Below are 24,132 nucleotides of genomic sequence, written 5' to 3'. Positions count from 1 at the left end.
CCTGCGGGGATCGGGAAAGGGTGGTGTCACCGGCGGATCTGGTGCGTCCGTCGCATCCGGTGGCTCAGGGGGTTCCGGTGGGTCCGGCACCCGTGGTGGGTTCCTTGGGTCCGGCACCCGTGGTGGGTCCGGGATCTCCGGCGACGGTGGTTCCCCGGGTGGCCTCGGCGATCCTGGCGGCCAGGACCGGTCCGATCTGCGCCAGGGAACCCGCTTGGGTCATCTGGTCGTGCCGGGTGGTGACCTCGTGCGACTCGATCCGGCCCCCGATGTACGGGTGCCAGACCTCCGGGCCGGCGTCGTCGTGGCCGCGGCCGATGGTGGAATTGAAGAGCAACAGGTCCCCGTCGTACTTGCCGGGGACGAAGTCGACCGCCAGCTTGGCGTTGTTGATCATGATCTGGACGATGACCTCGACCTGCCGCTCGTTCAGCCCGGCCAGCGCGCTGCCCCGGCGGTTCAGGACCTCGGCGACCTCGGCGTAGGTGATCTCCCGGTCGCCCAGCTCGTCCGGGTCCACGTCGAGCACGCCGACGAGCACGTCCCGCACGGTGGGCACCGGTTCCTCCTCGAAGCGCACGTCCTTGACCGGGTACGCGTCGAGGACGGCCAGCAGGGCGGTCCGCTCACCGCGCGCCTGCAGTTCGCAGGCGAGCGCGTGGGCGATCAGCCCGCCGGCGGACCAGCCGAGCAGCAGGTACGGACCCTCCGGCTGGATCTTCTGGACGTGGTCGGCGTAGTCGGACGCCATCTCCTCGTAGGAGGTGGGCAGCGGCTCGGGCCGGCCGAGGCCGCGTGCCTGGAGGGCGTAGACCGGGTGCTGCGGGCCGAGGTGGTTGAGCAGCCCGCTGTAGGACCAGCTGATGCCGCCACCGGGGTGGACGCAGAACAGCGGCGTCCGCGTCCCGGTCGAGCGCAGGGGCAGCAGTACGTCCAGCGCGTCTTCCGGGTTGTTCATGGCCAGGCGTTCGGTGAGCCCGGCCACGGTCGGCGCCTCGAACAGCATGCGCAGTCTCAGCTCCAGGCCAAGGGTCTCGCGGACCCGGGAGGCCAGCCGGGCGGCGAGCAGCGAGTGGCCGCCCAGGTCGAAGAAGCCGTCGTCGATGCCGACCTGCTCCCGGCCGAGGACTTCGGCGAAGAGGCCGCACAGCAGTTGCTCCTGCGGTGTCCGCGGACCGCGGCCGCCGTCCGAAGCCCCGTAGTCGGGGGCGGGCAGCGCGGCCCGGTCGAGCTTGCCGTTGGCGGTCAGCGGCAGCGCCTGAACGGTGACGAACGCCGCCGGCACCATGTAGTCGGGGAGTTCGCGGCGCAGTCGGCCGGACAGTTCGGCGGGCTCGGGCGTGCTCTGCAGGGCGGGCACCAGATAGGCGACCAGCCGCTTGTCCCCCGGCCGGTCCTCGCGGGCGACGACGGCCGCCTGGGCGACGCCGGGGCAGCCCGCGAGGACGGCCTCGATCTCTCCGGGCTCGATCCGCAGACCGCGCAGCTTGACCTGGTGGTCGACGCGTCCGGCGAACTCCAGCGTGCCGTCGGGAAGCCACCAGGCGAGGTCGCCGGTGCGGTACATGCGGCTCCCGGCCGGACCGTACGGGTCGGCGGTGAAGCGCTCCGCCGTGAGGCCGGGCCGGCCGAAGTAGCCGCGGGCCACGCCCGTTCCCGCGAGGTACAGCTCACCGACCATGCCCGTCGGCACCGGCCGCAGCCGGTCGTCGAGCACATAGGCGCGCATGTTCGCCATCGGTGCGCCGATCGGCACGGTCGCGGCGCTCTCGGAGAGCTCACGCACCGGGTGGCAGGTGGCCAGGGTGGTGGCCTCGGTGGGGCCGTAGCCGTTGACCACCTGGATGGCGGGGCAGGCGGCCCGGACGCGGGCGGCGGCGGCCGGAGAGACGACGTCGCCGCCGGTCCAGACCTCGCGCACCCCGGCGAGCAGCCCCGGGCGCTCCTCGGCGACCAGCCGGAACAGTCCGGCGGTCAGCCACAGCCCGGTCACCCCGTGCGTGGTGATCGTGTGCTGGAGCAGGTCGAGGTCGAGCCGCTCGGGCGGGGCGACCACGACCCGGCCGCCGTTGAGCAGCGGGACCCAGAGTTCGTAGGTCGAGAGGTCGAAGGCGGTCGGGGAGTGCATCAGCACCCGCTCGTGGCCGCCGCCGCGCCACTCGGGGCTCAGCGCGTGACCCACCACGTCCCGGTGGGTGACGGCCACGCCCTTCGGACGTCCGGTCGAACCGGAGGTGTACATGATGTACGCCAACTGGTCCTCACGGCAGGCCACATCGACCCGGTCCGAGGTGTCCGGCTCGGAGTGCACCAGGGCGGTGAGCACCTCCTCGGTGAGCACGAGGGCGGCTCCGCTCTCCCGCAGGATCAGTTCGATCCGGGAGGAGGGGAAGCGCGAGTCGAGCGGTACGTAAGCGCCGCCGGCCTTGATGATCGCGAGGATCGCCACGACCAGCTCCGCCGAGCGGTTCATCAGGACCGCGACCGGCGTTTCGGGCCGCACGCCCTGGCGGATCAGCGCCTTCGCCAGCCGGTCCGCCCGCAGGTCGAGTTCCGCGTAGGTCAGCTCGGTACCGCCCGCGACGACCGCCACCGCGTCCGGGGTGGCCCGCACCTGGCGGGCGAAGAGCGCCGGCACGGGGGCCGACGGCAGCTCCGCGGCCGTGTCGTTCACCTCGTGCAGCAGCCGGTGGCGTTCCTCGTCGGACATGAGGTCGATCCGGCTGATCGGAAGGTCGGGGTCGGCGACCGCCGCGCGCAGCAGACGGGTCCAGCGCTCGAACAGCAGCTCCACGGTAGAAGCGTCGAAGAGGTCGGTGGCGTACTCCACGGCGCCCGCCAGACCGTCGGCGCCGCCGTCCGGGCGGAACTGTTCGGCCAGGCTGAACGTCAGGTCGACCCGCGAGGTCCCGGTCGGGGCCGCCACGTGGCCCGTCTCCAGCCCCGGCAGGGCGAAGGCGCCGACCGGCGCGTTCTGCAGGGCCAGCATGACCTGGAACAGCGGGTGGTGGGCGAGCGACCGCACCGGGTTGGCCACCTCGACCAGGTGCTCGAACGGCACGTCCTGGTGGTCGTAGGCGGCCAGCGCCTTCTGCCGCACCCGGCCGAGCAGGTCGGCGAACGCGGGGTCGCCCCCGGTGTCGGTGCGCAGGACCAGGGTGTTGACGAAGAAGCCGACGAGATCGTCCAGGGCCTGGTCGGTACGGCCGGCGATCGGGCTGCCGACGGGGATGTCCGTGCCGGCGCCGAGCCGGGTGAGCAGGGCGGCGAGGCCCGCTTGCAGCACCATGAACATGCTGGCGCCGCGTGCGGTGGCCAGCTCGCGCAGGGCCTGGTGCAGTTCGGGGTCGATCCGGACCACGACCCGGTCGCCCCGCTGGGAGGCCACCGGCGGCCGGGGCCGGTCGGAGGGCAGCTGCACCTGCTGCGGGATTCCCGCCAGCTCGTCCTTCCAGTAGGTGAGTTGCCGGGCGAACAGGCTCTCCGGGTCGTCGGCGTCGCCGAGCAGGTCGCGCTGCCAGCGGGTGTAGTCGGCGTACTGCACCGGCAGCGGGGACCACGGGGGTTCCTCGCCCCGGCAGCGCGCCGCGTAGGCCGTCGCGAGGTCGCCGGAGAGCGGTCCCATCGACCAGCCGTCGGCGGCGATGTGGTGCACCACGACCAGGAGTACGTGCCGGTCGGGGGCGAGCGCGAACAGCTCGGCCCGGACCGGCGGCTCCCCGGCCAGGTCGAACCCGCGCCCGGCCGCTTCGGCCAGCCGCTCGGCCAGCCGAGCCTCGTCGACCTCGGTCACCGGGAGCGCCGGGTGCGCCTGCCCGGTGTCCAGGACGACCTGGTACGGGACACCGTCGGTCTCGCGGAAGACGGTCCTCAGGCTCTCGTGCCGGCCGATCACGTCGGTGAGCGCGGTGTGCAGGGCAGAGCGGTCGAGGTCGCCGGTCAGGCTGAGCGCGAGCGGCATGTTGTAGGTGGCGCTCGGCCCGTCCATCCGGTGCAGGAACCACAGGCGGCGCTGGGCGAAGGACAGCTCGACCCGCTCGGGGCGGGGGCGGGCGGTCAGCGCGGGCCGCGCAGCTCCGGACCCGTCCAGGCGGGCCGCCAGCGCGGCCACGGTCGGGGTCTCGAAGAGGGTCCGGACCTCCAGCTCGGCGCCGAGGGTCGCCCGGACCCTGGACGCCAGGCGGGTCGCCAGGAGCGAGTGCCCGCCGAGGTCGAAGAAGCTGTCCTCGACCCCGACCTGTGCCAGCCCGAGCACCTCGGCGAACAGTTCGGCGAGGAGCTGCTCCTGCGGGGTGCGCGGTGCCCGCCCGGCCACGGTGGCGCCGAGGTCGGGGGCGGGCAGTGCGCGGCGGTCGAGCTTGCCGCTGGCCGTCAGCGGCAGCGCGTCCAGCGCCACGAACGCCGAGGGGACCAGGTAGTCGGGCAGTCGCCCGCGCAGCCAGTCGCGGAGTTCGCCGAGGAGTGCGCCGGTCCCCCGGCCGCCGGTCGGGCGGTTGGTCAGCGAGGAGAGCGCCCTGCCGCCGGCCCCGGCGGGCCGGTACGGCTCGACCGGCGAGCCGACGAGCGTCCGCGGGTCGGCGAAGACGACGTCCACGGCGTCGTCCTGGGTTGCCGACCAGGTGACGGCCACCGTACGGCCGAACTCCCGCCCGAGGGCGTGGAACTCCTCCGGGTCGGGGAGACCGCTCTCCTCGGAGGTGTCCTCGGGGGAGTGCAGCCGCTCCAGCAGCTCCGCGAGCTCCGGACCTCCGTCCTGCACCGCCCTGGCCAGGGCGGCCTCCCGCACCACGCGCCGGTTCGGCACCCCGGTGATCCGCAGCACCTCGGCGGACGGCCGGGCGAGCAGCTCGCGCAGCTCGGCCGCCGCGGCGATCTGCCGCCCCCAGATCAGCTCGACGGACCGGCTCGGGTCCATCGGGGCGGCCGGAGCCCTGTGCAGCGTCACGTCGTAGCGGTAGCGGGACAGCTCGTTGTGGTGCCGGCCCCGCTTGACCTCCACGGCCACCGCGCCGATGTCCGTGCCGTGGTTGCGCAGTTCGGCGAAGAAGTCCGGGTCGACCAGGAGTTCCTTCTCCACTCTGACGGCCTGCTCCACCGCCCGGCGCACGGCGGCGGGGTCGGTACCGTCGCCGGTCCGGTGCAGTTGGACGGCGGTGGCCAGCGGTCGCAGCAGCCGCAGGTTGCGGACGTCACCGATGAAGAGCGCGCCGCCGGGGACGAGCAGCCCCATCAGCTTGCCGATCACGTCGGCGAGGTAGTCGGCGGACGGGAAGTACTGGACCACCGAGTTGATCACGATGGTGTCGAACTCCCCGACGGGCAGACCGTCGGTGTCGTGCGCCGGACGGGTCTGGAGCACCACACGGCCGGCCAGCCGCTCCTCTCCCGCCACTTGGGCGGTCAGGGCGTCGATCGCGGTGGCGGAGAAGTCGGTCGCCCAGTAGGTCTCGCAGTGGGGCGCGACCTGCGAGAGCAACAGGCCCGTACCGACGCCGACTTCCAGCACCCGGCGCGGGTGCAGGGCGAGAATGCGGGCCACGGTGGCGTCCCGCCACTCCCGCATGTGCTCGACCGGAATCGGGCCGGCGTCGTAACTGCTGTTCCAGCCCACGAAGTTGTGGCCGAAGGCAGCTTCCTCCGGGGTGATGGGCAGGGCGTCGTAGATGTCCTGCCACTCGCCCACGTGGTCGGCTTCCAGCCCACTGTCGCGGGTCCCGTCCTGGTGCGGCACGACGTAGCCGACGAGCCGGTCCTCCTGGGCCACGACGGCGGCCCGGGCGACGGCGGGGTGTTCGGCCAGCGCGGCCTCGACCTCGCCGGGCTCGACCCGGAAGCCGCGTACCTTCACCTGGTCGTCGGCGCGGCCGGCGTACTCCAGCTGGCCGTCGGCGCGCCTGCGCACCAGGTCGCCGGTGCGGTACATGCGCTCACCCGGTGAGAACGGGGAGGCGACGAACCGCCCCGAGGTCAGGCCCGGCCGGTTCAGGTATCCCCGGGCGAGTCCCGCACCCGCGACGTACAGCTCACCCGTGACGCCCGTCGGAACCGGACGCAGCCGGTCGTCGAGCACGTAGACGCGGGCGTTGGCGATCGGCCGGCCGATCGGGGGTACGCCGGCCGCCGGGGAGAGCGGGTCGCTCATGGTCGCGCACACGGTCGTCTCGGTCGGACCGTACGCGTTGATCATCCGGCGTCCGGGAGCCCAGCGTGCCACCAGCTCCGGCGGGCACGCCTCGCCCGCCACCACCAGCGTCGACGCGGTGACCTCGCCGTCCGGCACGGCGGCGAGGACGGAGGGGGGCACGGTCACGTGGGTGACGCCAAGAGCCGGATCGGTCAGTGCGGCAAGCGGCTCGGCCGCGGGGGGCAGCACCAGGGCCGCGCCGCGGAGCAGGGCGGTGAAGATCTCCGAGACCGACGCGTCGAAGCTGGGCGAGGCGAACTGGAGGACTCGGCTGCCGGGTTCGATCGCGAAGCGCTCGATCTGTCCGGCGACCAGGCTCGCCACACCGCCGTGGCCGACCACGACGCCCTTGGGGCGCCCGGTCGAGCCCGAGGTGTAGATCACGTAGGCCGGGTGCCGCACATCGAGCGCGACCTGCGGGTCGGACTCCGGCCAGTCGCCCTCGGCCACCATGGCGGGGTCGTCGACCACCACCGCCGGACGGGAGTCCGCCAGCATGAAGGAGATCCGCGACCGCGGATACGCCGGGTCCACCGGCAGATACGCCGCCCCGGCCTTCAGCACGCCCAGGACCGCGACCACCGACTCCACCGACCTCGGCAGAGCCACCGCCACGACCCGCTCCGGACCGACCCCCCGAGCGATCAACGCATGCGCGAACCGGTTCGCCCGCACATTAAGTTGACGATACGTCAACTCCTGCTTGCCGCAGACCAGAGCGACCGCGTCCGGTGTCAGGGCGACTTGTGCCGCGAAGGCCTGCGGCAGCGGGACGGTGGCCACGTCCCGGGCAGTCGCGTTGTCCTGTTCGAGCAGCCGGTGCCGCTCGCCGGTGTCGAGAAGGTCGATGTCTCCGACGGCCCGCTCCGGGTCGGCGGTGACGGCCTCCAGCAGGAGCGTCCAGCGCCGGACCAGGGAGGCGACCGTCGCGTGGTCGAACAGGCCGGTGGCGTACTCGACCGCGCCGACGATTCCGGCCGGGTTCCCGTCCGGACCGAACTGCTCGACCATGCTCACGCCGAGGTCGAACTTGGCGGTTTTGGTCGCGACCGCGTAGGTGGCGACGTCCAGGCCGGGCAGGTCGAACCGGCCCATGGGGGCGTTCTGCACGGCCAGGACGGTCTGGAAGAGCGGGTGGTGGGAGAGGGAGCGGGACGGGTTCAGCGCCTCCACCAGATGCTCGAACGGCACGTCCTGATGCGCGTACCCCGACAACGCCGTCTCCCGCACCCGGCCCAGCAGCTCCGAGAAACTCGGATCACCACTCGTATCGGTCCGCAACACCAGCGTATTGACGAAGAACCCGACCAGATCGTCCAACGCCTCATCCGTACGCCCCGCGATCGGACTCCCGATCGCGATGTCCGTACCCGCACCCAACCGCGTGTACAACGCCGCCAACGCCGCCTGCAGCACCATGAACAGGCTCGTCCCGGTCTTCTGCGCCAACTTCACCAGGGAGATGTGCAGTTCGGCGTCGAGCTCCAGGCCGATGTGGTCTCCGCGCCATCCGGCGACCGCGGGGCGCGGCCGGTCGGTGGGCAGTCGGAGCAGCTCCGGCAGGCCGGACAGCTGCCGCTTCCAGTAGGCGAGCTGCTCGGCGAACCGGCTCTCCGGGTCGGCGGGGTCCCCGAGCAGCTCGCGCTGCCACAGGGTGTAGTCGGCGTAGCTCACCGGCAGGGCCGGCTGGTTCGCCGTACGCCCCTCGCAGCGGGCCGCGTACGCCTCGGCCAGGTCGCGGGCGAGTGGTCCGGTGGACCAGCCGTCGGCGGCGATGTGGTGCATGACCAGCAGCAGCACGTGCTCGTCCGGTGCGACGGCGAACAGCTCGGCGCGCAGCGGCGGCTCGGTCGCCAGATCGAAGGGCTGCCGGGCGGACTCGGCGAGGCGCTCGGGCAGTTCGGCCGGGGTCACCTCGGCCGGCCGGGCCGGGAGGCGGACCGCGGCGGTGTCCAGTACGTGCTGGCAGGGTACTCCGCCGACTTCGGGGAACACCGTCCGCAGGCTCTCGTGCCGGGCCACCACGTCGGCGAGCGCCCGGTCCAGCGCGGCACGGTCGAGAGTTCCGGTCAGCCGCAGCGCCAGCGGGATGTGGTACGTCGCGGCGGCGGCGTCCATGCGGTGCAGGAACCAGAGCCGCCGTTGGGCGAAGGACAGCGGCACGGTTCCGGGCCGCTCGTACGCGGTCAGGGCGGGGCGTGCCCGGCCGGCCCCGGTCAGGGCCTCGGCGAGACCGGCCACGGTGGGCGTCTGGAAGAGTGCGCGCAGTCCGAGCTCCACGCCGAGCACCGAGCGCACCCTGGCGACCAGCCGGGTGGCGAGCAGGGAGTGCCCGCCCAGGGCGAAGAAGTCGTCGTCGGCCGAGACCTTCGGCACGTCCAGCACTTCGGCGAACAGCCCGGCGAGGATCTGCTCCTGCGGGGTGCGCGGCATCCGCCCGCCGCCCTCGGGAGCGGATTCGGGTGCGGGCAGCGCCGCCCGGTCCAGCTTCCCGTTCGGCGTCGACGGCAACGTGTCCCTCACCATGAGGACGGACGGCACCAGGTAGTCCGGCAGGCGCTCGCGCAGGTGCGCCGCCAGCTCCGCGGGGCGGACGGCCAGGTGGGGACGGGTCGCCACGTAGCCGACGAGCCGGTCGTCGCGGGCCACGACGGCGGCCTGGGCGACGGCGGGGTGTTCGGCCAGCGCGGCCTCGACCTCGCCGGGCTCGACCCGGAAGCCGCGTACCTTCACCTGCTGGTCGGCGCGGCCGACGTACTCCAGTGCGCCGTCGGCACGGCGTCGTACCAGGTCGCCGGTACGGTACATCCGCGCACCGGCCGGCCCGAACGGACAGGCGGTGAACCGTCCCGAGGTCAGACCGGGCCGGTTCAGGTAGCCGCGTGCCAGACCAGGCCCTGCAACGTACAACTCGCCTTCCACACCGGGGGGTACGAGGCGCAGCCGGTGGTCCAGCACGTAGACCCGGAAGCCCGCGACCGGCCGTCCGATCGGCGGGACGCCCGAACCCGTGGAGAGCGGGTCGCTCATGGTCGCGCACACGGTCGTCTCGGTCGGACCGTACGCGTTGATCATCCGGCGTCCCGGCGCCCAGCGCGCCACCAGCTCCGGCGGGCACGCCTCGCCCGCCACCACCAGGGTGGTGGCCGTGATGTCGGCGGCGTCCAGCGCGGCCAGCGCCGAGGGCGGCAACGTCACATGGGTGACGCCGATCCGGTGGTCGGTCAGCGCGTCCAGCGGGGTCTCGGCCGGGGCCAGGACAAGGGCGGCGCCACTGAGCAGGGCGCTGCAGAGGTCCCAGAAGGACGCGTCGAAGCTGGGCGAGGCGAACTGGAGGACCCGGCTGCCCGGCTTCACGCCGAGCCGGTCCATCTGCGCGCCCACCAGGCCGGGGACACCGGCGTGGCTCACCGCGACGCCCTTGGGGCGCCCGGTCGAGCCCGAGGTGTAGATCACGTAGGCCGGGTGCCGCACATCGAGCGCGACCTGCGGGTCGGACTCCGGCCAGTCGCCGTCGGCCACCATGGCGGGGTCGTCGACCACCACCGCCGGACGGGAGTCCGCCAGCATGAAGGAGATCCGCGACCGCGGATACGCCGGGTCCACCGGCAGATACGCCGCCCCGGCCTTCAGCACGCCCAGGACCGCGACCACCGACTCCACCGACCTCGGCAGAGCCACCGCCACGACCCGCTCCGGACCGACCCCCCGCGCGATCAACGCATGCGCGAACCGGTTCGCCCGCACATCAAGTTGACGATACGTCAACTCCTGCGTGCCGCAGACCAGAGCGAGCGCGTCCGGTGTCAGGGCGACTTGTGCCGCGAACAGCTCGGGCAGGCTCGCAGCCGGTGCCGGGTCCTGGACCGCGGGCAGCAGTTCGCCGCGTTCCTCGGCGGAGAGCAGATCGATCCCGCCGATCGGGCGCTCGGGCGCGGCGGCGACCGCGGCCAGCAGCCTGGTCAGCCTGGTGGCCAGAAGCTCGACCGTCGGGCGGTCGAACAAGTCGGTGCTGTACTCGACCGCACCACCGAGCCCGGCCGGCACCCCGTCGGGCCCGTATTCCTCCGCGAACCCGAAGGTCAGGTCGAGCCGGGCCGTCCCGGTGAGCACGGCCATCCCGGAGACCTGGAGGCCCGGCAGTTCGAAGTCGCCGCCCGGCGCGTTCTGCACGACCAGCCCGGTCTGGAAGAGCGGGTGGTGGGAGAGGGAGCGGGACGGGTTCAGCGCCTCCACCAGATGCTCGAACGGCACGTCCTGATGCGCGTACCCCGACAACGCCGTCTCCCGCACCCGGCCCAGCAGCTCCGAGAAACTCGGATCACCACTCGTATCGGTCCGCAACACCAGCGTATTGACGAAGAACCCGACCAGATCGTCCAACGCCTCATCCGTACGCCCCGCGATCGGACTCCCGATCGCGATGTCCGTACCCGCACCCAACCGCGTGTACAACGCCGCCAGCGCGGCCTGCAGCACCATGAACAGGGTCGCACCCGATCGCCGCGCCAAATCCACCAGTCGGGCGTGCAGTTCGGCGTCGATCCGGAGCTGCGTCAGGTCGCCGCCGTACGACATGACGGCGGGGCGCGGCCGGTCGGTGGGCAGGGAAAGCTGTTCGGGCAGCCCGGCCAGCGCCTGCTTCCAGTAGCCGACCTGACGGGTGAACAGGCTGTCGGCGTCGTGCTCGTCGCCCAGGATCTCGTGCTGCCACAGCGTGTAGTCGGCGTAACTCACCGGCAGCGGCGGCCAGGTCGGCGCCTCGCCTGCCTGCCTGGTGGTGTAGGCGGTGGCCAGGTCGCGGGCGAGCGGGCCCATGGACCAGCCGTCCCCGACGATGTGGTGCATGACCAGCAGCAGCACGTGCTCGTCCGGTGCTACGGCGAACAGCTCGGCCCGAAGCGGCACTTCCTTGGTCAGGTCGAAACCGCGCACCGCCGATTCCCGGAGCAGGGCACGTACTTCCCCCTCCGCGGCCGTGCGCACGGTCAGCGGGAGGGCGACCTCGGCGGTGTCGAGCACTCTCTGGCGCGGGATGCCGCCCGTGTGCGGGAAGACCGTGCGCAGGGTCTCGTGCCGGGTCACGACGTCCACGAGCGCGGCGCTCAGCGCGGCCCGGTCGAGGTCGCCGGTCAGCCGCAGGGCCAGCGGCATGTGATACGTGGCGCTCGGCGCCCCGAACTGCTGGAGGAACCAGAGCCGGCGTTGGGCGAACGACAGCGGCATCGGTTCGCTGCGGGGCCTGGGCACCAGCGCCCGCCGCGCGGTTGTGGCCTCGTGCAGTCCCGCCGCCATCCCTGCGGGTGTCGGGCTCCGGAACAGGGCGCGCAGCTCGACCTCGACCCCGAGGGTCGCCCGGACCCGCGAGACCAGCCGGGTGGCGAGCAGGGAGTGCCCGCCCAGCGCGAAGAAGTCCTCGTCGACCCCGACCCGGGCGAGGCCCAGCACCTCGGCGAACAGCTCGCAGAGGATCTGCTCCTGGGGCGTGCGCGGAGCACGGCCGCCCGCGGGCGTGACGGGCTCCGGGGCGGGCAGGGCCGCCCGGTCCAGCTTGCCGTTCGGGGTCAGCGGCAGCGCGTCCAGCAGGATGAACGCGGACGGCACCATGTACGCGGGCACCCGGTCGCGCAGGTACGCCGCGAGCGCCCCGGAGGTCGTCCCGGTCCCGTCCGAGGGAACGACCCAGGCGACGAGCCGGTCCTCCCGTGCCAGCACCGCGACCTGGGCGACGCCCGGGTGCTCGGTGAGCTGGGCCTCGATCTCGCCGGGCTCGATCCGGAACCCGCGCACCTTGACCTGGTGGTCGATCCGGCCGGCGAATTCCAGCTCGCCGTCGGCGCGCCAGCGCACCAGGTCGCCGGTACGGTACATCCGCGTACCGGCCGGGCCGTACGGGTCGGCGACGAAGCGTCCGGCGCTCAGGCCGGGACGGTTCAGGTAGCCGCGGGCCAGCTGGGCGCCCGCGAGGTAGAGCTCTCCCGTCACACCGGGGGCGACCGGCCGCAGGGCCTGGTCCAGCACGTAGGCGCGGCAGTTGGCGATCGGGCGGCCGATCGGCACCGGCTGCGGGCAGTCGGCGGGGTCGGCCGGCAGCGGATAGGCGGTGATCACATGGGTCTCGGCGGGCCCGTAGTGGTTGTGCAGTTCCCGGCCCGGCCGGCGGGCCCGGAAGCGGCGTACGGCACTCCCCAGTCGCATCGCCTCTCCGGCCTGCGCGACCAGTCGCAGGTGCGGCAGGTCGAGACCCGACTCCTCGGCGGCTTCGGCCAGCGCCTCGATCACCAGGTTGGGCGCGAACAGCTCCTCGACCCGGTGCCGGTCCAGCCAGTGGGCGAACAGTTCGGCGCTGCGGCGCTGCTCCTCGGTCGGCACCACCAGGGTCTTGCCGTACAGCAGTGCGGAGAGCATCTCCTGCACCGAGACGTCGAAGCTGATCGCCGTGAACTGCGCGGTACGTGTGCCGGGTCCGCCGCCGACGGCCCGGTGGTGCCAGGCCAGCAGGTTCAGCAGTCCGCCGGCGGGCATCATCACGGCCTTGGGCCGGCCGGTGGAACCGGAGGTGTAGATGACGTAGGCCGGGTGCCGGTCGTCCACCGGGACGGCCGGATCGTGCTCCGGCAGCGGGCCCGGGGGTGTGACGGCTGCGAGGTCGTCGAGCACCACGGCCGGACGGGCGTCCCGCAGCATGTACTCGATGCGGACGGCCGGGTAGTCCGGGTCGACCGGGAGGTACGCCGCGCCCGTCTTGAGCACCGCGAGGACGGCGATCACCAGCTCGGCCGAGCGCGGCAGCCGCAGGGCGACCACCTGCTCCGGGCCCACGCCGCGCGCGATCAGCGCATGGGCGAGGCGGTTCGCCCGGCGGTTCAGCTCGCGGTAGGTCAGCACGGCGTCCTCGAACAGCACCGCCGGGGCGTCCGGGGTCTCCCGGACCCGCGCCTCGAAGAGCGCGGGCAGGGTGGTGTCGGGCAGCCGGCAGGCGGTGTCGTTGCGGCCGACCAGCAGCTCACGGCGCTCCTCGGCGGTGAGGACGTCGATCCGGCTCAGCGGACGCTCCGGCTCGGCGACCACGGCCGCGAGCAGCCGCAGCCAGCGGGCGACCAGTGTCTCGACCGTGGCGGGGTCGAAGAGGTCGGTGCTGTACTCGACGCGGCCGACGATGCCCTCGGCGGCGCCCGTACCGCCGCGTTCCAGCAGGTGGAAGCCGAGGTCGAACATGGCCGTGGGCGTCCGCACGAGGACGATCTCGGTGTCCAGACCGCTCAGCGCGAACTCGGCGCGGGGCACGTTCTGCAGCGCGAGCAGCACCTGGAACAGCGGCTGGCGGGCGAGCGAACGGGCCGGGTTGAGGGCCTCGACGACGTGGTCGAACGGCAGGTCCTGGTGCGCGTAGGCGCCGAGCGCGCCCTCCCGGACCCGTTCCAGCAGCCCGGCGAAGGACGGGTCGCCGCCGGTGTCCGTACGGAGGACCAGCGTGTTGACGAAGAACCCGACGAGGTCGTCCAGCGCCTGGTCGGTCCGGCCGGCGATGAGGCTGCCGATCGGGATGTCCGTGCCCGCGCCGAGCTTCTCCAGCAGCGAGGCCAGGGCGGCCTGCAGCACCATGTACACGCTGGCGCCGTGCCGGCGGCCCAGCCTGATCAGCCCCGCGTGGAGTTCGGCGTCCAGTTCGATCGCCAGGTGGCCGCCTTCGTAGGACGGCGTGGCGGGGCGGTGGCGGTCGGCGGGGAGCCGGATCTGCTCGGGCAGGTCCGCGAGCGTCCGGGTCCAGTAGGCCGTCTGACGTGCCGACAGGCTTTCCCGGTCGGCCGGTTCACCGAGCAGCCCCTGCTGCCAGAGGGTGTAGTCGGCGTACTGCACCGGCAGGGGCGCCCACTGCGGCTCCTCGCCGCGGCGGCGTGCCGCGTAGGCGGTGGCGAGGTCGGCGGCGAGCGGGCCCAGCGACCAGCCGTCGCCGGCGATGTGGTGCATCACCAGGAGCAGCACGTGCTCGTCGGCCGAGATTTCGAACACCTGGGCACGCAGCGGTGGTTCGGTCGCGATGTCGAATCCGCGGGCCACCGCCCCGGCCAGCAGTCCGGGCAGGTCCGATGCGTCGGCCCGGGTGACCGGCACCTCCGGGTGCGCTGCCCCTGGCGCGAACACCTGCTGGTAGGGCACGCCGTCCGCACTCGGGAAGACCGTGCGCAGGGTCTCGTGGCGGTCGGCGAGGTCGCCCAGCGCCGCTTCGAGTGCCGCCAGGTCCAGCGTCCCCGAAAGCCGCCAGGCGAGCGGCATGTTGTAGACCGAGTCCGCGCCCTCCAGTTGGCGCAGGAACCAGAGCCTGCGCTGGGCGGACGACAGGGGTACCCGCTCGGGCCGCTCACTCCGCTCCAGGGCGAGCCGGGCCCGGTCCGCGCCGCCGAGCCCGGCGGCCAGTCCTGCCACGGTCGGTGTACGGAAGAGGGTGCGCAGGGGCAGCTCCACGCCCAGCGTCGCACGGACCCTGGCCACCAGCCGGGTGGCGAGCAGGGAGTGCCCGCCGAGGTCGAAGAAGTCGTCGTCGGCGCCGACCCGGGGCACTCCCAGCACCTCGGCGAACAGCCCGGCGAGCACCTGCTCCTGCGGGGTGTGCGGTGCCCGTCCGGTCGGCGTCGCGATGCTCTCGGGCTCGGGCAGCGCACGCCGGTCGACCTTGCCGTTGGTGTTCAGCGGCAAGGTGTCGAGGGAGACGAACGCAGTCGGCACCATGTGGTCCGGCAGCCGCTCGCGCAGGTACGCGCGCAGGTCCTCGGGCCGGAGCTCCGCCCCGGTGACGGGCACCGGATAGGCGACCAGCCGGGAGTCCTGTGCGCGGTCCTGCCGGACGATCACGGCGGCGCGCGCGACGTGCGGGTGGCCGGTGAGGACCGCCTCGATCTCGCCGAGTTCGATCCGGTATCCACGGACTTTGACCTGGTCGTCGGTACGGCCGAGGAACTCCAGGTTCCCCTCTCCGTTCCACCGGGCCAGGTCGCCCGTGCGGTACATCCGCGAACCGCCGGCACCGAACGGGTCGGCCACGAACCGGCCCGCGGTCAGACCCGGGCGGTTCAGGTAACCGCGCGCCAGACCCGCGCCCGCGATGTACAGCTCACCCGCCACACCGGCCGGCACCGGCCGCAACGCGGCATCGAGCACGTACAGCCGAGCTCCGCCCATGGGCCGGCCGATCACCTGATGCGGGCTGGAGTCGAGTGCCGCGACGACCGAGTCCACCGTGCACTCGGAGGGCCCGTAGTAGTTCAGGGAGGTCACCCCGTCCGCGGCCCGCAGCCGCTCCCACAGCTGCTCGGGGACGGTCTCGCCGCCCAGCCCGACCAGGGCGGGACGCCAGTCGGGGTTGTCCAGCAGGCCGTTCTCGACGAGGAGTTGAAGATAGGACGGGGTGCCTCCGACGGTGTCCAGTCCGGACCGGGCCGCGTAGTCGAGGTAGGCCCGCGGATCGGACCTGGTCGCCTCGTCCAGGACGTGCAGTTCGTGGCCGGCGAAGAGGGCGATCAGCTGGTCGAGGGAGGCGTCGAAGGACACGGACGTGGTCAGCCCGACCCGCATCCGCTTCTTCGCGCGGAAGACCAGGGGAAGTTGGTTGGCGAACAGGTTGAGGAGGCCGCCGTGGGTCGCCACCACGCCCTTGGGCGTTCCCGTGGAGCCCGAGGTGTAGATGACGTACGCGGGATGCTCCGGACCGACCGGCACCATCGGGTCCGCCACCGGGCAACCCGCCAACAACTCAGCGGTCCCCGGCCCGTCCACCACCAACCGGCCGACCGGACCCTCGGGCAACCGGCCACCCGTCCCCACATCCGTCACCAACAGAACCGGACCGGCGTCCTCCAGCAGATACGCGATCCGCGCCGCCGGATACTCCGGATCCACCGGCACGTACGCCGCACCCGACTTCAACACCGCGAGAATCGCCACCACCAACTCGGCCGACCTCGGCAACGCCACCGCCACCAACCGCTCAGGACCCGCACCCCGAGCGACCAACGCATGCGCCAGACGATTCGCCCGCGCATCCAACTCCGCGAACGTCAACGACACATCCGGACCCACCACCGCACACACATCCGGAACCTCACGCACCCGGGCCCGGAACAACTCCAACAGGCTGTCGCCGGGCACCCCGGACTCCGGGTCCGTGCCCGTCCCCAGGGCCGCCAACGCGCGGTTCTCGTCCGCGGTGAGCAGATCGATCCCGCTGAGCCTGAGTCGCGGATCGGCGACCGCCGCGCGGAGCAGCCGTTCCAGCCGCCCGACCATCGTCGCGACGGCGGGCGGGTCGTACAGATCGGTGGTGTACTCGACGGACCCGTCGATCCCGTCCGGGGAGCCGTCCTCCGCGAGCCGCTCGGACAGGGTGAAGATCAGGTCGAGCTTGGCCGTGGTCGAGGCCGACGGCAGGTCCTCGACGCGCAGCCCCTCCGGCGCGAAGTCGGCCCGGGGCGCGTTCTGCAGCACCAGCATGACCTGGAACAGCGGGTGGTGCGCCAGCGACCGGGACGGGTTGAGGACCTCGACCAGGTACTCGAACGGCAGGTCCTGGTGGGCGTACCCGGCCAGCGCCGTGTCCCGGACCCGGCCCAGCAGTTCGGCGAACGTCGGATCGCCGGACGTGTCGGTGCGGAACACCAGGGTGTTGACGAAGTAGCCGACCAGTTCGTCCTGCGCCTGGTCGGTCCGCCCGGCGACGGGGCTGCCGACCGGAATGTCGTCACCCGCGCCGAGCTTGCTCAGCAGCGCCGCGAGCGCCGCCTGGAGGACCATGAACAGACTGGTCCCGTGCGCGCGGGCGAGTTCGCGGAGACCGCGGTGCAGCCCGGCGTCCAGCCCGGTGCTCACGGAAGAGCCCCGGTGGGTGGCGATCGCCGGGCGGGGGCGGTCGGTGGGCAGCTGGAGGCACTCCGGGAGACCTGCCAGTTGCCGGGCCCAGTACTCCGCGTGGCCGGCGAAGAGACTCTCCAGGTCGGCGGCGTCGCCGAGCAGCTCGTGCTGCCACAGGGTGTAGTCCGCGTACTGCACCGGCAGGGGTGCCCACCGCGGCGCCTCGCCGCGTCGGCGCGCCGCGTAGGCGGCGGTGAGCCCCCGCGTGAGAGGCCCCAGCGACCAGCCGTCGCCGGCGATGTGGTGGAGCACCATCTGGAAGACGTGCTCGTCCGGGGCGACTTCGAACAGCGAGACCCGCAGGGGCACCTCGGCCGCCAGGTCGAACGGACGGTCCTTCGCCTTCGCCATCAGGGCGGAGAGTCCGGCCCCGGTGGTCCGGTCCACGAGAAGCCGCGGGCGGGCCGCCGCCACGTCCAGCACCCGCTGGTGCGGCGTGCCGTCCACTGCGGGGAAGACCGTACGCAGACTTTCGTGCCGGGCCACCACGTCCGCCACGGCGGCTTCCAGTGCCTGCCGGTCCAGGTCCCCGGAGAGCCGCCAGGCCAGGGAGATGTGGTAGTTCGCGGCTGCTCCCTCCAGCTGGTGCAGGAACCAAAGCCGCCGCTGCGCGAACGACAGCGGGACCATCTCGGGTCGCTCGCGCCGCACCAGGGCGGTCCGCGCGGGGCCTGCGGCCACCAGGGCTGCGGCCAGTCCCGCCGGGGTCGGCGCCTCGAACAGGGTGCGCAGCGGCATCTCCACGCCGAGCGTCGCGCGGATGCGGGCGGCCAGACGGGTGGCGAGAAGGGAGTGTCCGCCCAGGTCGAAGAATCCGTCCTCCACACCGGCGGACGCCACCCCCAGCACCTCCGCGAACAGCTCGCAGAGGATCTGCTCCTGCGGGGTCCGCGGCGCGCGGGAGGTGGCCGCCGGGGCGGTGTCCGGGGCGGGCAGGGCCCGGTGGTCCAGCTTGCCGTTGACGGTCAGCGGCAGCGCGTCCAGCAGGACGAACGCCGACGGCACCATGTACTCCGGCAGCCGTTCGCGCAGGTGCCCGCGCAGCTCGGCTGCTTCGGGGGCGGCACCCCGGACGGGTACCAGGTACGCGACCAGCCGGGTGTCGTCCGCCCGGTCCTGGCGGGCCAGGACCGCGACCTGGGCGACACCGGGGCACACGGCCAGCGCCGCCTCGATCTCGCCGAGTTCGATCCGGAACCCGCGCACCTTCACCTGCTGGTCCGCGCGGCCGACGTAGCGCAGGCCGCCGTCCACCGCACGGCGCACCACGTCGCCGCTGCGGTACATGCGCGATCCCGGCGCTCCGAACGGGTCCGCCACGAACCGGCCCGAGGTCAGGCCAGGACGGTTCAGGTAGCCGCGCGCCAGACCCGGGCCCGCGACGTACAGCTCACCGGGCACGCCCGGGGCCACCGGGCGCAGGCCGTCGTCGAGGACGTACGCCCGCAGGTCGGGGAGGGCCGTGCCGATCCCGCCGGCGGCGGAGCGGTCGAGCGCCGCGTACGTGACGTGCACCGTGGTCTCGGTGATGCCGTACATGTTGACCAGCCGCGGCGCGTCCTCCGGGTGCCTCTCGTACCAGCTCGCCAGCCGCCCGTGCTCCAGCGCCTCGCCGCCGAACACCACCGTGCGCAGGGCGAGTCGGCGGCCGGTCTCCGGCGCCTGGGCGTCCGCCTGCGTCAGCTGGTAAAAGGCGGAGGGCGTCTGGTTGAGCACGGTCACCCGCTCGTCGGCGAGCAGCTCCAGGAACCGGCCGGGCGATCGGCTCGTCTCGTGGTCCACGACCACCAGACGGCCACCGTGCAGCAGCGGGCCCCACAGCTCCCACACCGAGAAGTCGAAGGCGTAGGAGTGGAAGAGGGTCCAGACGTCGTCGGCGGTGAAGCCGAACAGCTCCCGGGTGGTGTCGAACAGGCGCACCACGTTGCGGTGCGGAACGACGACGCCCTTGGGGTTGCCGGTGGAACCGGACGTGTGGATGACGTAGGCGGCATGGCCGGGGTCGAGGGCGATCCCCGGGTCCGTGTCCGGCAGTCCGTCCAGGCCGGTGGTGTCCAGCAGCAGTCGGTCCACGCCTTCGGCGTCGAGCAACTCCCCGGTCCGGCTCGTCGTCACGAGCAGTGTGGGCCGGGTGTCCTGAAGCAGGTAGGCGATGCGGGCGGCAGGGTACTCCGGGTCGACCGGGACGTAGGCCGCACCGGCCTTGAGTACCGCGAGCACCGCCACGACCAGCTCCGCCGAGCGCGGCAGAGCCAGCGCCACCAGCTGCTCCGGCCCCACTCCGCGGCCGATCAGGGCGTGCGCGAGCCGGTTGGCACGGGAGTTCAGCTCGCCGTACGTCAGGGTGGTCGCGCCGTCGCTGAGGGCGGTCGCGGCGGGGTTCGCGCGTACCTGCCGTTCGAAGAGCTCGGGCAGGCCGCTCTCCGCCAGCGCCCCGGGCCGGTCGGCCGGCAGCGCCCCGTCCCGGTCGGTGCCGGCCGGCAGCAGGGCGCGGAGTTCGTCGGCGGAGAGCACGTCCACCTGGCCGATCCGCCGGCCCGGGTCGGCGGCGACGGCGCGCAGCAGCCGCTGCCACCGCTCGACGATCCCGGCGACGGTGGCTTCGTCGAACAGATCGGTGCTGTACTCCACCACGCCCGACAGCCCGTCCCCGTCCGCCTGTTCGGCCAGCACGAAGTTCAGGTCGCACTTGGCCGTCCCGGTCGGGACCAGGTCGGTGGACACCCGCAGACCCGGCAGGTCGAAGGTGCCGAACGGCGCGTTCTGCAGGGTGAGCATGGTCTGGAACAGCGGGTGGTGGGCGAGTGTCCGGGTCGGGTTCAGCGCCTCCACCAGGTGCTCGAACGGCATCTCCTGGTGCGCGTAGGCTTCCAGCGCCCCGGAGCGCACCCGGCCCAGCAGTTCGGTGAACGAGGGGTCCCCGGACAGGTCGGTGCGCAGCACCAGGGTGTTGACGAAGAAGCCGACCAGGTCGTCCAGGGCTTCGTCGGTGCGCCCCGCGATGGGGGTGCCGATGGGCACGTCGGTTCCGGCGCCGAGCTTGCCCAGCAGAGCGGCCAGACCGGCCTGGAGCACCATGAAGAGGCTGGCTCCGCCGTCGTGGGCGAGCCCGCGCAGGGCCTGGTGCAGTTCGGCGTCGATCCGTACCGGCAGCTGGGCACCCCGGTAGGTCATCGCCACGGGCCGGGGCCGGTCGAAGGGAAGCTCGACCTGCTCGGGCAGGCCCGCCAGACGCTCCCGCCAGTGGGCGAGTTGGTTGCTGAGCAGGCTCTCCCGGTCGGCGCCGTCGCCCAGCAGTTCCTGCTGCCAGAGGGTGTAGTCGGCGTACTGGACGGGGAGCGGCGACCACTGCGGCTTCGCTCCCCCGCTGCGGGCCGCGTAGGCGGCCGTGAGGTCGCGCGAGAGCGGCCCGGTCGACCAGCCGTCACCGGCGATGTGGTGCATCACCAGCAGCAGCACGTGCTCGTCGGCGGCGAGGCGGAACAGTTCGGCGCGCAGCGGCGGCTCGTCGGAGAGCTCGAAGCCGCACCGCGCCGCCCGGGCCAGTCCGTCGGTCAGCTCACGTTCGTCGATCTCGGTCATCCGCAGCCGCGGTCGTGCGGCGTCGGCGTCGAGCACCCGCTGCCACGGCACGCCGTCGGAGAGCGGGAAGACGGTACGCAGGCTCTCGTGCCGCTCGACCACGTCCGCGAGGGAGGCTTCCAGGGCGGGCAGGTCCAGGCTTCCCGACAGCCGAAGGGTCAGCGGGATGTTGTAGGTGGCGCTCGGGCCCTCCATCCTGTGCAGGAACCACAGGCGGCGCTGCGCGGAGGAGAGCGGGACCGTGCCGGGCCGCTCGCGCCGCCCCAGTGCCGGGCGCGCCCGGCCGGCGGCGTCCACCGCGGCGGCCAGTTCCGCCACCGTCGGCGCGTCGAAGAGGTCGTGCAGCCTCAGCTCCACGCCCAGCACCGACCGGGCGCGGGCGACCAGCCGGGTGGCGAGCAGGGAGTGGCCGCCGAGGTCGAAGAAGCTGTCGTCCAGGCCGGCTTCGGTGATCCCCAGCACTTCGGCGAACAGTCCCTGGAGCAGGTGCTCGACCGCGGTGCGCGGAGTCCGCCCCGGTGCGGCGGGCAGCTGTCCGGGGGCCGGGAGGGCGCGTCGGTCGAGCTTGCCGTTCGGGGTCAGCGGCAGCGCGTCCAGCACCACGAAGGCGGAGGGCACCATGTACGCGGGCAGCCGCTCCCGCAGGCGGGCCCGCACACCGTCGACGGTGACCGCCTGTCCCTCGGCGGGGACGAGGTACGCGACCAGCCGGGGTTCCTCGTCGGTGCGCACCGTGACGGCGGCGCGCGCGATCTGCGGGTGGCCGGTGAGGACCGCCTCGATCTCGCCGAGTTCGATCCGGTGCCCCCGGACCTTGACCTGGTCGTCGGTGCGGCCGAGGAACTCCAGGTTCCCGTCGGCGTTCCAGCGCACCAGGTCGCCCGTGCGGTACATCCGCGAACCGCCGGCACCGAACGGGTCGGCCACGAACCGGCCCGCGGTCAGACCCGGGCGGTTCAGGTAACCGCGCGCCAGACCCGCGCCCGCGATGTAGAGCTCACCCGCCACACCGGCCGGCACGGGCCGCAAGGCGGCATCGAGCACGTACAGCCGGGAGTTGGTGACGGGCCGGCCGATGACCGGGCGTGGGCTCGACGCCATGGGTGCGGCCACCGAGTTGACGGTGCACTCGGAGGGTCCGTAGAGGTTGAGGCAGGAGGTCGCGTCGGCGGCCCGCAGCCGCTCCCACAGCTGCTCGGGGACGGCTTCGCCGCCGGCCGCGACCAATGCGGGACGGTGGCGCGGGTCGTCCAGAAGTCCGGCGGAGACGAGGACCTGGAGGTAGGAGGGGGTGGCCTCCAGGTAGTCCACTCCGTGGCGCGCCACGTAGTCGACGGCGGCTTCGGGGTCGGTCCAGGTCGCGTGGTCCAGGACGTGCAGTTCGTGGCCCGCGAAGGGGGCCATCAACTGGTTCCAGGAGGCGTCGAAGGACACCGAGGTGGTCAGCGCCACCCGCAGCCGCTCCCGGTCCTTCAGCAGTGGCGCGAACTGCACCAGCCGGTGGTCGCCGAGCAGGTTGAGGAGGCCGCCGTGGGTCGCCACCACGCCCTTGGGCGTTCCCGTGGAGCCCGAGGTGTAGATGACGTACGCGGGATGCTCCGGACCGACCGGCACCATCGGGTCCGCCACCGGGCAACCCGCCAACAACTCAGCGGTCCCCGGCCCGTCCACCACCAACCGGCCGACCGGACCCTCGGGCAACCGGCCACCCGTCCCCACATCCGTCACCAACAGAACCGGACCGGCGTCCTCCAGCAGATACGCGATCCGCGCCGCCGGATACTCCGGATCCACCGGCACGTACGCCGCACCCGACTTCAACACCGCGAGAATCGCCACCACCAACTCGGCCGACCTCGGCAACGCCACCGCCACCAACCGCTCAGGACCCGCACCCCGAGCGACCAACGCATGCGCCAGACGATTCGCCCGCGCATCCAACTCCGCGAACGTCAACGACACATCCGGACCCACCACCGCACACACATCCGGAACCTCACGCACCCGGGCCCGGAACAACTCCAACAGGCTCTCCGTGTACGGCTCCGCCACCGGACCCGTCCCCAGAGCCGCCAACGCGCGGTGCTCGTCCGCCGCGAGCAGATCGATCCCGCCCACGGTCTCGTCCGGGTCGCACTCCGCGACGGCGTCGAGCAGGGCGAGCAGCCGCTCCTGGTGTGCGGCGAGGTCGTCGTCGGCGTATGCCTCAGGTGCGCCGTGCAGCCGGAGGAGCGGAGGGGTGCCGTCCCGGTAGTCGAACACCCAGACGGCCAGGTCGGTGGTCGACCCCGACACGAAGTGGTGCACCGAGACGGGGTGTCCGGCGAACGTCGGCCTCGCGTTGAAGGCCATGATGTTGACGATGAGCGGGAACGCCGTTCCGATGCCGCCGGGTGCGCCGAGGTCGCGCAGCAGGTCCTCGCTGCGGTAACGCTCGTGCGCGACGGCCGAGTCGACCTCCCGGGCCACCTGGGCGACAAGCTCGCCCCAGGGCATGTCGGGGCGCACGGTCAGCCGCAGGGGCACCACGTTGGACAGGGTGCCGGGCACGGACATCAGACCGCGCCCGGAACCCCGGCGGGCGGTGACGGGAAGGGCGAGCACCACGTCCTGGGCGCCGCTCAGCCGGTGGGCGTAGAGGGCCGTCGCCGCGACGACCAGACGGGACCAGCGGACACCGGCCCGGCCGGCCGCGGCACGCAGTGCCCCGGGGCTCCGCAGTTCCCGCTCCCCGGCCAGGCGCAGGGCCCGGTGCGGGTCGGTCGCGGAGGTGTCGGTGAGCCGTGTCGGGGCGGGCAGATCGGCGAAGCGCCCGGTCCAGTGGGCGCGGTCGGCGAGGAAGTCGGCGGACGCGCGGTAGTCGGCGTCGCTGTCGACCAGGTCGCGGAGGGGGCCGAACGGGCAGGGCGGCACGTCGCCGCCCTCGGCCAGGGCCGAGTACACCTCGCCGACCCGCTGACGGACCATGGAGCTGCTGAGCGCGTCCAGCACCAGGTGGTGGTAGTTGAGGTACCAGAGGAACTCCGTCGGTGACAGCCGGAGCAGCGCGTGGCCGAACAGCGGGTCACTGGCGAGGTTTAACGGGCGGGCCAGGTCCCCCTCCATCCACCGCATGGCCGTCGCCCGGGGATCCGGCTCCGACGCGAGGTCGAGGTGGGCGGGCGCCCAGTCCCAGGTCGCGCGGAGGATCTGGCGGGGGCCTTCGCCGTCGTCGACGAAGGTCACGTGCAGCGCGTCGACCTCGTCCACGACCAGGCGCAGCGCGGCGTCGAACAGCTCCGGATCGACCGGCCCGTGGATCTCCAGGCACTCGCCGACGCGGTAGCCCGGGATCGGCGTCCGGGAGCTCTGCTCGGCGAGCCAGATCTCCCGCTGGGCCGCGGTCAGGGAAAGGACGTCGCCGTCACGACGGGACATGGGGGTACCTCCAGAAGTATGGGTGGGCAGAAGCGCGCAGGGCG

General features: G+C 73.0%; 1 protein-coding gene. It reads right to left on the bottom strand.

The features are described 5' to 3' along the window. Positions 1–64: 64 nt before the first annotated feature. Positions 65–24,088: a non-ribosomal peptide synthase/polyketide synthase gene (locus tag OHA55_RS34360; protein ID WP_266714047.1), complete on the bottom strand. Its 24,024-nt coding sequence runs from the start codon at positions 24,086–24,088 to the stop codon at positions 65–67. Positions 24,089–24,132 lie beyond the last annotated feature (44 nt).

Origin of the sequence: Streptomyces sp. NBC_00102 (assembly GCF_026343115.1) — a bacterium.
Taxonomy (GTDB): Bacteria; Actinomycetota; Actinomycetes; order Streptomycetales; family Streptomycetaceae; genus Streptomyces.
Note: the sequence above shows the minus strand (reverse complement) of the source record. Positions and strands in the feature narration are given on the sequence as shown.